General features: G+C 65.4%; 8 protein-coding genes. 2 read left to right on the top strand and 6 right to left on the bottom strand.

Translation table 11 applies throughout. From position 1 onward, the window contains the following. Positions 1-180: 180 nt before the first annotated feature. The 3 genes from Q1K70_RS15150 to Q1K70_RS15140 all read right to left on the bottom strand — a co-directional run bounded on the left by Q1K70_RS15150 (position 181) and on the right by Q1K70_RS15140 (position 2,817). On the bottom strand, positions 181-699 hold the full coding sequence (locus tag Q1K70_RS15150) for a type 1 glutamine amidotransferase domain-containing protein (protein WP_300161215.1): 519 nt from the start codon (positions 697-699) through the stop codon (positions 181-183). Positions 700-853: 154 nt separating this feature from the next. Further along, a complete protein-coding gene (locus Q1K70_RS15145; protein ID WP_300161213.1) occupies positions 854-2,299 on the bottom strand; it encodes a transferase in 1,446 nt (481 codons plus the stop codon). Between the two features lie 140 nt (positions 2,300-2,439). Further along, positions 2,440-2,817, bottom strand: a complete 378-nt coding sequence (locus Q1K70_RS15140) for a response regulator (RefSeq protein WP_300161211.1) — start codon at positions 2,815-2,817, stop codon at positions 2,440-2,442. A gap of 158 nt (positions 2,818-2,975) precedes the next feature. On the opposite strand from Q1K70_RS15140, the gene Q1K70_RS15135 reads away from it, so the two are divergent. Then, entirely contained in the window at positions 2,976-5,069 is a 2,094-nt protein-coding gene (locus Q1K70_RS15135; RefSeq protein ID WP_300161210.1) for a thioredoxin domain-containing protein, read from the top strand. Between the two features lie 67 nt (positions 5,070-5,136). On the opposite strand, the gene Q1K70_RS15130 is transcribed toward Q1K70_RS15135, so the two are convergent. After that, positions 5,137-5,799 carry an NAD(P)/FAD-dependent oxidoreductase gene (locus Q1K70_RS15130; protein ID WP_300161208.1) on the bottom strand — a complete coding sequence of 221 codons (663 nt, stop codon included), beginning with the start codon at positions 5,797-5,799 and terminating at the stop codon, positions 5,137-5,139. Positions 5,800-6,056: 257 nt separating this feature from the next. Further along, positions 6,057-7,853, bottom strand: a complete 1,797-nt coding sequence (locus Q1K70_RS15125) for a methyl-accepting chemotaxis protein (protein ID WP_366521711.1) — start codon at positions 7,851-7,853, stop codon at positions 6,057-6,059. Positions 7,854-8,254: 401 nt separating this feature from the next. Between Q1K70_RS15125 and Q1K70_RS15120 the strand changes: the two genes are divergently transcribed. Next, positions 8,255-8,854 (top strand): hypothetical protein, encoded by a 600-nt coding sequence (locus Q1K70_RS15120; protein ID WP_300161204.1) that lies wholly within the window; start codon positions 8,255-8,257, stop codon positions 8,852-8,854. Between the two features lie 84 nt (positions 8,855-8,938). Here Q1K70_RS15120 and Q1K70_RS15115 read toward each other — a convergent pair whose 3' ends face one another. Beyond that, the gene (locus Q1K70_RS15115; RefSeq protein WP_300161202.1) at positions 8,939-9,832 is read right to left on the bottom strand and encodes a hypothetical protein; all 894 of its coding nucleotides are present in this window, start codon (positions 9,830-9,832) and stop codon (positions 8,939-8,941) included. Positions 9,833-9,880: the final 48 nt, after the last annotated feature.

Below are 9,880 nucleotides of genomic sequence, written 5' to 3'. Positions count from 1 at the left end.
CAATCTCTTCAATGCGGCGCTTCGCCGCTGGCGACCACAACGACCGACGCCCCGCCGTCCACCGTTCCCACACGCCTCTCCACCCGCCCCGTCGGGGAGGGTCCGGGAGGGGGTCACCCCCTCCCGGCCGCCGGAGGCATCTTCCTCTTCTCCCTCGTCCTTCCTCTCTCCTTCTCGCCCCTATCCCACCTTCCTCATGACTTCACGCATGAAGTCGGGCAGGTCGTCGGGCATGCGGGAGGTGACGAGGTTGCCGTCCACGACGACGGGGGCGTCTTCGTAGAGCGCGCCGGCTTCCTTGAGTTCGTCGGCCACGGTCTTGTAGCAGGTGGCGCGGCGGCCCCGCAACAGCCGGGCTGTGACCAGGATTTGCGGCCCGTGGCAGATGGCGGCCATGGGGATGCCGGAGGAGGCGAAGTCCGTGGCGATGTCGATGACCTTGGGAATGGCACGCAGTATGGCCGGGGCTTTGCCGCCGGGCAGGACGAGCAGGCTGTAGCCGCAGGAGCCGGCCGATTCCACGGCGTCCACGGCCAGGTTGGCCGTGACGGCGTAGCCGTGCTTGCCGGTGATGGGGCCGGCGGCCGGGGCGGCCAGGTCCACGTGGAAGCCGGCCTCGCGCAGGCGGTAGAGGGGGTAGAGCAGTTCGCTGTCTTCGAAATTGTCGGCCGATATGATGAGGGCTTTCTTGGCGTTCATGACGTCGCTCCTGGGTTTGCGGCTTGACGGAAATGTCAAGCCTGCCTCCAGTATATGCGACAGGCGGAGCGGTTTGGCAACAAAAGCCTCAAGGAATGCAAAACGCCCCGGCGCACGCGGCGGCAGGGCGTTCGGGAGCGGTTGGAAGGCGCGTCTACATGGACAGGTCGTCGGCGCACAGGGGGAAAATGCGCATGTTGGGGTAGACCCCCTTGAAGCCGCCTTCGACGTAGGGCTGGATGAGGTTGTAGGTGATGTTCTTGGTCTTCTGGGCGTGCCCCTGGTTCGTCGCGCCGTCGTAGTAGGCTCCGTTGGCTTCCAGGATGTGGTGGATGCGGTTCTGGAAGGCCCGGATGAAGCGTTCGCCGTTGCCGGTGAAGGTCATGGCCCCGATGGTGGCCTGGCCGTCCACCTTGGCGAAGTCCTCGATGGACACGGACTGCGTGGCCAGGTCGGATTGGCGGCTGACGTGTCCCCAGACCACGTGCAGGGGCGGCAGGGTGACGGGCTCTTCGAGGTCGATGATGGTGTGGGGCAGGACCACCGAGCCTTCGCCGATGGCCAGCGGCGCGTCGGGAGCGCCGCGCAGGAAGGAGTTGAAGCCCACGAACACGTTCTTGCCCAGGTGGCTGCCGATGATCTTGGCTCCGTGGGCGGTGACGTCGTAGCCTTCGAGCACGGAATCGACCACGTAGCTGTTTTCCTGGGCGTTGGCTCCCTTGCCCAGGCGGGCGTTCTCCAGGTAGGCGCGCTGGGCCACCAGCACGTTCTCGCCGATGCTGGTTTCGCCCTTGACCACGGCGTAGCGCGACACGAACGAGCCCGGGGCGTAGGTTTCGGGCCGAGAGGCGTAGAGGAAGCCGAAGACGCGCTCGAAGTCGCGCTTGCGGCCTTCCACGAAGTCCATGAACACGCCCCTGGCCCGTTCGCCCGGGGCGATGGACACGTATTTGGCGAGCACGTCGGCGTCGTAGTTGTAGCTGAATTCGTCGCCGGCCTTGTTGCGTATCCAGATATGCCCGGGCTCGACGATGGACGGGGCCAGGTCGCAGACCTGGACGTAGGCGTAGGCCCCGATGGAGCTGTTTTGCACGGTGCACAGGTCGATGGTGCAGAAGGGGCCGAGAAAGGAGCCCATGACCGGCGCGCCGTGGATGTTGGCGTAGGACAGGGCGACCGTGTTCTTGATGAGGAATTCCTCGGGAAATTCGGGGTCGTGGCTGAAGCTGTGGATGAGCGCCTTGTGCAGGAAGCTGTCCACGATGCGGATCACTTCGTCGCTGTGCAGGCGCAGGCAGACGTTGTCCACGCTGAAGCCGCTGGTCACGGACTTGAGCTCGTCGCCGCGCACGTCGCATTTGTAGAGCACGGAATGCTGCACGTCGCATTTTCCGAAGAAGTAGGAGCCGGCCAGGGAGGAGCACTGGAAGTTGAAGAACAGGGGATGCTCGGTGGTGATGCCGTAGAAGGCGTAGAACTGGGCGTAGTTTTCCTGGGGGACCGCGCCGTGGACGTAGGGGCCCACGTCGATGGCGCTGCGCCGCAGGTTGATGTTCGTGCGCGAGATGATGTTTTCCAGGATGCGTTGCAGCTGCCTCATCCCCAGACCTCCGCGAAACCGGCCGCGTCGGCGTGGCCGTGGCCCGACGCGGGTTGAATATTGCCCGTACCAGGGCAAAGGCGAAGACCCGGCCGACCGCCGGACGCCTCAACGTGCATACGTGCTTCGAGGACCCGGCGCTAGCGGGCGTTTTTGGACAGCGCCTCCATCACCCGCGCATGGAGCGCATCGAGTTCGATGGGCTTGGACAAAAGCTCGTACGCGCCGAGGCGCATGCCCTCCAGGGCCGCCTCGACGGAGGGGTATCCGGTGAGGATGAGCGCCTCCACCTCGGGGCGCAGGGCCTTCAGTTCGCGCAACGTTTCCAGTCCGTCCATGCCCGGCATGTTGATGTCGAGCACGACCAGGGCGATGTCGCCGTCCGCGCGCAGGGCGGCGAGCCCTTCCTCGCCGGAGGCCGCCGTCTTGACGGTCAGGCCCCGGGAGGCGAGGCGCTTGGCCAGTACGGCCGTCAGCCCCGTCTCGTCGTCGACCAGAAGCACCGTTTTCCCAGCCATGGATCGATTGCTCCCGATTTCACAATTTGATCCTTTCGCATATCCCGGAACCGGCAAAGGTTCAAGGGGCAAGACCATCCCGCCGGGACATCGAGTCCTTTGCGGCGCACGTGTTGCAAATCCGGGCTTCCCTGGTACAAGGAAGCACGGAGGACGCCATGTCTCGCCAAGCCAACCGTCTGATCCACGAACCGAGCCCCTACCTCCAGCAGCACGCCTACAATCCCGTGGACTGGTTTCCCTGGGGCGAGGGGGCCTTCGCCGAGGCCAAGGCCCAGGACAAGCCCATCTTCCTCTCCATCGGCTATTCCACCTGCCACTGGTGCCACGTCATGGAGCGCGAGAGCTTCGAGGACGAGGACATCGCGGCGCTCATGCGGGCGACGGTCGTGGCCGTCAAGGTGGACCGGGAGGAGCGGCCCGACCTCGACACGCTCTACATGACCTTCTGCCAGGCCCTGACCGGTCGCGGCGGCTGGCCGCTCACGGTCTTTCTCACCCCGGACGGCCAGCCTTTTTTCGCCGGCACCTATTTCCCCAAGGAGTCCGGCTTCGGCCGCACGGGCATGCGGGAGCTGCTGCAACGCGTGCACATGGCCTGGAAGGGCAACCGCCAGGCCGTGATCGGCAACGCCGCCCAGATCCTTTCCGCCGTGCGCGACCGTGTGGACGGCGGCGAGGCCGGACCGGGCGCGACCCCGGGCGAAAAGGACCTCGCCGCCGCGCGCAAGGAACTGGCTGACATGTTCGACGCGGCAAACGGCGGCTTCGGCGGCGCGCCGAAATTCCCCGCGCCTCACAATCTGCTGTTCTTGTTGCGCGAGTACCGCCGGACCGGCGACGACGAGTGCCTGCGCATGGTGCGTGCAACCCTGGCCGCCATGCGCCGCGGCGGCGTGTTCGACCAGGTCGGCTTCGGCTTTCACCGCTACAGCACCGACGCGCGCTGGTTCGTGCCGCACTTCGAGAAGATGCTCTACGACCAGGCCCTTTGCGCCATGGCCTATGTCGAGGCCTGGCAGGCCACGGGCGAGGCGGACTTTCGGCGCACGGCCCTGGAGATCTTCGAGTACGTCCGCCGCGACCTGACCAGCCCCAAGGGGCTTTTCTACAGCGCCGAGGACGCCGACAGCGAGGGCGTGGAAGGGAAGTTCTACGTCTGGACGGCGGCGGAAATCCGGGCCGTGCTGCCCGAGGCCGACGCGGCGCTTTTCTGCGACGCCTACGGCATCGAGGAGCAGGGCAACTACCGCGACGAGGCCACGGGCGCGGCCACGGGAAGCAACATCCCTTTTGTGGCCGAGCCCCCGGCGGAAACGGCGGCGCGCCATGGCCTGAGCGCCGGGGAGCTGGCCGAGCGCCTCGAACGCTGTCGCCCGGCCCTGCTGGCCGCCCGGAAGAAGCGGGTACGGCCCCTTTGCGACGACAAGGTGCTCGCCGACGGCAACGGGCTCATGATCGCCGCCCTGGCCAAGGCCGCCCGTGCCTTCGACGACGAGGAGCTCGCCGGTCGGGCGCGCGCGGCGGCCGAGGCGGTCCTGGCCCGGCTGGGCCTTGCCGACGGGCGGTTGCTCCATCGCCTGCGCGGCGACGTCGCGGGCGTGCCCGGCATGCTCGACGACTACGCCTGCCTGGCCTGGGGGCTCCTGGAACTCTACCAGACCGTGTTCGACCCGTCCTTCCTGCGGCGGGCCGTGGAGGCGACCCGGGCCATGATCGCCCATTTCGCCGGGGACGACGGCGGATTTTTCCTCACCCCGGACGACGGGGAGGAGCTGCTTCTGCGCCAGAAGACCTATTTCGACGCGGCCGTGCCCTCGGGCAACAGCGTGGCCTTTTTCGTGCTGACCACGCTCCATCGCCTCACTGGCGAGAAGGCCTTCATGGAGCGGGCGCAAGGCCTTGGCGAGCGCTTCGCCGAACGCCTGACCGAGCGGCCGTCGGCCTTCAGCTTCTTCCTGTGCGGCCTGTCGCAACTGCTTGCCCCGGCGGCGGAAACGACCCTCGCCGGCGACCCCGACAGCCCGGACACGCACGCCCTGGCCCGGGCCCTCTTCGACCGTTACCTGCCGGAGGTGGCAGTTCTGCTGCGACCGGACGGGGACGATCCGGAGATCGTTTTCCTGGCTCCGTTCTCCCGCTACCAGTTGTCCGTGGAGGGCAAGGCCGCGGCCCATGTCTGCCGGGCCGGCTCCTGCCAGCCGCCGACCACCGATCCGGCGGCCATGCTCGAACTGCTCGGCGCGAAATGACCCTGCCGACAAAACGAAACGCCCCGGTCGCTTGTCGCGGCCGGGGCGTTTTTGCGTCGAAACGGGCTCAGCCCAGCACGGCCTGCTTGACGGCGTCGATGCCCACGCGCTCCACGAACCGGGCGGCGCGCTCGCGCTTCTTGGCGTTGGCCGCGTAGTAGGCCAGGAGTTTTTCCGTCAGGGCGATGACCTCTTCCTTGGCCAGGTCCTCGGCCACGATGTCGCCGATGCGCGGCTTGGCTCCGGGATGGCCGCCGAAGATGACGGTCCAGCCGGATTTCTTGCCGAGCACGCCCAGGTCGCGCACGAAGCCTTCGGAGCAGCAAAACGGGCAGCCCGAGACCGAGAGCTTGAACTTGCCCGGCAGGTCGCGGCCGACGAAGAGCTTTTCCATTTCCAGACCGAGGCCGAGCGAATCCTGGACGCCGAACTTGCACACGCTCGTGCCCGGGCAGGCCTGGACGAAGTGCACGCAAAGCTCGAGCGCCTGGCCCACGTCCGTGCCCAGATCCTTCCAGATGGCGTCCACGTCCTCGGCTTTGACCCCGACCAGGGCCAGGCGCTGGCCGGAAGTGATCTTGACGATGGGAATGGCGTACTTTTTGACCACAATGTTGAGGGCTTCGAGAACCTCGGGGGAGATGAGCCCCACCGGAGTGCGGGGAACGATGGCGTAGGTCTGCTGGTCACGCTGCAATATGGCCCCGGTGGGGGCTTCCTTGGTCGTCATGGCGTCTCCTGTGAAGGGGAATGTGTGGAGTGAGGGGGATATCGGGGCCGCGCAGAATGCGATAGGTGGCCGGTCCATTGGCGTTTCACGGTCAGCCCGATTTTGCGAGGCACGCGGGAGACCGTTGCGGCAGCATATACACAGGCCGGCCGGCCTTGTCATCCGGAAAACGCTTTTGGCGCGAACCGGCCGCCTTCCCCGCAAGAGATCCGTCGGCCGGCGCGCGGTCGGCCGGCGGGACGGGAAGACCTGGAGAATCAGGTCAAGGCGCGCGGACGTCTGCCTCCGCCAAGGGAGGTCGTGCTTCCGGACCCTTGCATCTCCTGGACCATGCTGGAAAGTTCCTGGGCCTGCTGGGCCAGGTCGGTCACGGCCTGGGCCGCTTGACGCAGGGCGTCCATGGTCTCGGCCGCGATGCGGTTGACCTCCTCCACGGAGCGGTTGATCTCCTCGCTGGAGGCGGACTGCTGTTCCGAGGCCGTGGCGATGGAGCGGACCTGGTCGGCGGAGGTGTCCACGAGATCGACGATCTCCCGCAGGATGTCGCCGGAGGCGGCGGCCAGGGAGGCCGCCTCGCCCACGGCGGTCACGGACTGTTCCACGTTGTCGTAGTTCTTGCGCGCCCCGGACTGGATGCCGCGTATGGCGTCGCCGACTTCCTTGGTGGCGGTCATGGTCTTTTCGGCGAGCTTTCTGACTTCGTCGGCCACCACGGCGAAGCCGCGCCCGGCCTCGCCGGCCCGGGCCGCCTCGATGGCGGCGTTCAAGGCCAAAAGATTCGTCTGGTCGGCGATGTCGGAGATGACGTTGAGAATCTGCCCGATGTTCTCGGCCTGCTTGCCGAGCATGCCCATGTCCTCCAGGGACTGGCGCGAATTTTCGTTGACGCGCTCCATGAAGGAAACGACCCGCCCCACGGCCTCGGAGCCTTCCACGGCCTTGGACCGGGCCTTGGCCGAGGTGTCGGCGGCCTGGGAGGCGTTCTGGGCCACTTCCAGCACGGTGGCGTTCATTTCTTCCATGGCCGTGGCCGTCTCGGACAGACGGCGGGACTGCTGGTCCGCACCCTGGTTCGTCTGTTCGATCTGGGCCGAGAGTTCCTCGGAGGCCGAGGAAACGATGTGCACCACGGAGGAGAGGCGGTCGGCGGCCTGGAGCATGCCTTCGGTCTTGGCGTTTTCGGCGGCCAGGCGGGCGGCTTCCGCGGCTTCGGTCGCCTTGTTGGCCTTGGCGGCCTCGTCGGCGGCCTCGGCGCTTTTCCTGTCCGCCTCGTCGATCTTGAGCTTGAGGTTGGCCACCATCTGCTTGAGCACGGCGAACACGCCGCCCTCGCCCTTGTGCTCTTTGAAGCGGATATCCATCTCGCCGCCGGCGATGCGGCTGGCCACGTCGTGCAGGTAACCCGGGTCCTCGCCGAGTTGGTTGGCCACGCCGCGCAGAATGGCGAGGCATACGATCACGCCGAGGAGCGTGGCGACGACAAGGAGGCCGATGAGGATGACACGGCCCCGCTGGTAGTCATTGTTGGCGGCGACGGCGGAATCGGCACCACCTTTCTTGTTGAGTTCCACAAGCTGCTTCAGCTTGTCCATGGCCTCATTGAATGTTTGACGCGACTCACCTTCCGTCAGCTTTTTCGCATTCTCGGTGTCGTTTTTTCTGGACAGTTCGAGGAGCTTGTTAGAAACTGTATAGTATTTATTGAGATTTGATTGAAACGTATTGTAAATATTTCTTTCCTCTGTCGAGCTGATCAAGGATTCATATTTGCTTAGCGCCCTGCTTAAGTCTGTCTTCTTGTCAACGATCATCTTGTCGTAGGTGCGTATGTCGTCGTCGTTTGTGGAAAGCACATGCAGGATTTCCCACCTGCGCAGGGTTTGCAATTCATGGTCAACTATCGATATGGAATCTATGCTAGGCAGCCAATTCGTGTTGAGATCATCGACGCTGGTATTAATGCTTCCCAGAAGCATAAGTGCTGTGACGATTCCAGTGATTTGAATGACGATGAGAAGTCCGAAGGCGCAGACGAGCTTTGTGGAAAGTCGCATTTTCAAGAACATGGTGCCTCCTGGTGTTTCCTTGCGGATATGGCGCATTGTTTCGGGCGGCAGACCGGACATCGGAGGAAACAGAAGCGCGTCATCCATATTGGGACATTCAGCAAAAAGTACAACAGTATGCTGTGTACGACTCACTGCACGGTCGCCATGGATACGGCAAGGAACCAGGCGGGAAAAGAAACCTCGCTATTATTATTCCGGAGAAAGAAAAAAAGCAAGTCCAGGCGGCAGTATTTGTTTGCTGCACGATGAAATATCAAGCATGACATCTTTGGCCTGAAATGGAGGAACAATATCGGTCGACGATATTTCGTGGCTTTAGTGGAAACATGTTCACGAGGCAGGCAAACGTCCTGACGAGGGATTGTCCTTGGGACAAGGCGCGGCGCGTGCGCGAAGCCGGAGCCGGGCTTGAGATCGGCCGCTGCCTGGGATACAGACGGTCGAATTCATCGCTGGAGGCGTTTTTGGGCAAGCTGCGCGTGGAGAAGCTCTCTCCCAATCCTGAGTTCGATCTTTTTTTGTTCCTGAAGGTTTCCGGAGCGGCCAAGGTGGAACAGGCCCAGTGCGACCTGTGCCTCGACCACTGGGAGACGTTCAGGGAGCACCTCAAGGGCTACCGGTTCGCCGCCCCGGGCTCGCGGCGCGGCGTGGTGTTGTTCTTCCTGGAGCCGGCGGCCGAGGGGCTGGTGGAAGAGGCCTGGACTCGGTCGCCTTCCGAAGGCTTCGCCCTGCACAACCTGGCCGTGTCCATGGTCATGGGCGCGGCGGCCCAGTACGTTCCGGAGATCGAGGCCGGTTCGTGCGCGCCCCTGCCGACGCCGGACCGAGACCTCAAGCGCCGCCTGGAGCATCTGGGGCTCGTCTGGAACGACGCCGGCAGCGTCAGCGTGCAGTACGCCGTCATGACCCACGCCCCCTACGCCGGCGGCTGCGCCATGTGCCACCTGCGCGCTTCGTGCCCCAAAAGCGAGGCTCCACGGGGCTGAACGTGTTTTCATGGGCCTTGCAATGCGCCCGGCGTCGCTCACGTCCATGGCCATTGGCCGGCGGGCGCGGCATCGTGGGCGGCGCTAGCGCGTGGCCGTGAATTCCTTTTCCGCCACCACGTTCTGCAAGGCGTCGAGGTCGGCCAGGGCCTTCGCCGTGACCAGACGCTTCTTGCCCATGGACAGGGCCACGGCCTCGATGTTGGTGTTCTCGCGCGACAGGACGAGCACTTCGCGCGTCACCCGCCAGAAGTCTTCGTAGGCCGCTCGGGCCGTCGGCAGGGCGGCGGCGATCGTGGGGACGGAAAGGGCCGACAGCCTTTCGAACGCCCCTTGCGCCCGCGCGTTTTGCCGGTTCATGGCCGCTTCCAGGGAGTCCATGCCGGCGACCGTCTTCTCGTCGATGTGCTGCGCGTGCAGGGACAGCACGGAAAGCGCCGCCGTGACGACGCGCAGGGCGTCCCGTCCGGCCTGGCAGTCGTCGGCGTCGATGGCCGGGGTCAGCGCCTGCTGCAGCCGGCTCACGGCCAGGGCCGCCTCGGTGCGCGACAGCTGGGCGGCGCGCAGGTTGGTGTTGCGCCCGGCCAGTCCCCGCAGGCTGGCGTCCAGGCTGGCCATGTCCTGGAAATCCTCGGCCACGGCGCGAAGGGCGGCGGTTTCCTTGGCGTTGTCCGTCTCCTCCACGAGCTGGGTCAGCTTGCCCATGTCCTGCTTCACCCCGGCCATGCCGTCCTTGGCCTTGTCCAGGAACTGCCTGGCCTCGGTCTGGCTCGGCGAGAGCAGGGCGTTTTTCTCCTGGTCCACAGCCATGAGCAGGCCGGCCCGGATGCCGGCGATGAGCTGCTGCTTTTGCTGCAACACGGCCAGGTTGGCGCGCATGTTGTCGCCGGAGCAGCCGGCCAGGGCGAAAAGGACCAGGCAGCCGAAGGCCGCAAGGCAGGGGGCAAGGCGTCGCGCGGGAGAGGCGTGGGTGGGCATGGGACCTCCGTAAGGGGGATCGTGCGGTCTTGTACCGCCGGCAAGCGG

Source organism: Solidesulfovibrio sp., from assembly GCF_029978005.1.
Lineage (GTDB): Bacteria > Desulfobacterota > Desulfovibrionia > Desulfovibrionales > Desulfovibrionaceae > Solidesulfovibrio.
The sequence above is the reverse complement of the archived record's forward strand: the minus strand, read 5'-3'. Positions and strand labels throughout refer to the sequence as shown.

Coding starts and splice junctions, on each gene's coding strand:
- Q1K70_RS15150 (WP_300161215.1), bottom strand. CDS start 699: ATGAACGCCAAGAAAGCCCTCATCATATCGGCCGACAATTTCGAAGAC.
- Q1K70_RS15145 (WP_300161213.1), bottom strand. CDS start 2,299: ATGAGGCAGCTGCAACGCATCCTGGAAAACATCATCTCGCGCACGAAC.
- Q1K70_RS15140 (WP_300161211.1), bottom strand. CDS start 2,817: ATGGCTGGGAAAACGGTGCTTCTGGTCGACGACGAGACGGGGCTGACG.
- Q1K70_RS15135 (WP_300161210.1), top strand. CDS start 2,976: ATGTCTCGCCAAGCCAACCGTCTGATCCACGAACCGAGCCCCTACCTC.
- Q1K70_RS15130 (WP_300161208.1), bottom strand. CDS start 5,799: ATGACGACCAAGGAAGCCCCCACCGGGGCCATATTGCAGCGTGACCAG.
- Q1K70_RS15125 (WP_366521711.1), bottom strand. CDS start 7,853: ATGCGACTTTCCACAAAGCTCGTCTGCGCCTTCGGACTTCTCATCGTC.
- Q1K70_RS15115 (WP_300161202.1), bottom strand. CDS start 9,832: ATGCCCACCCACGCCTCTCCCGCGCGACGCCTTGCCCCCTGCCTTGCG.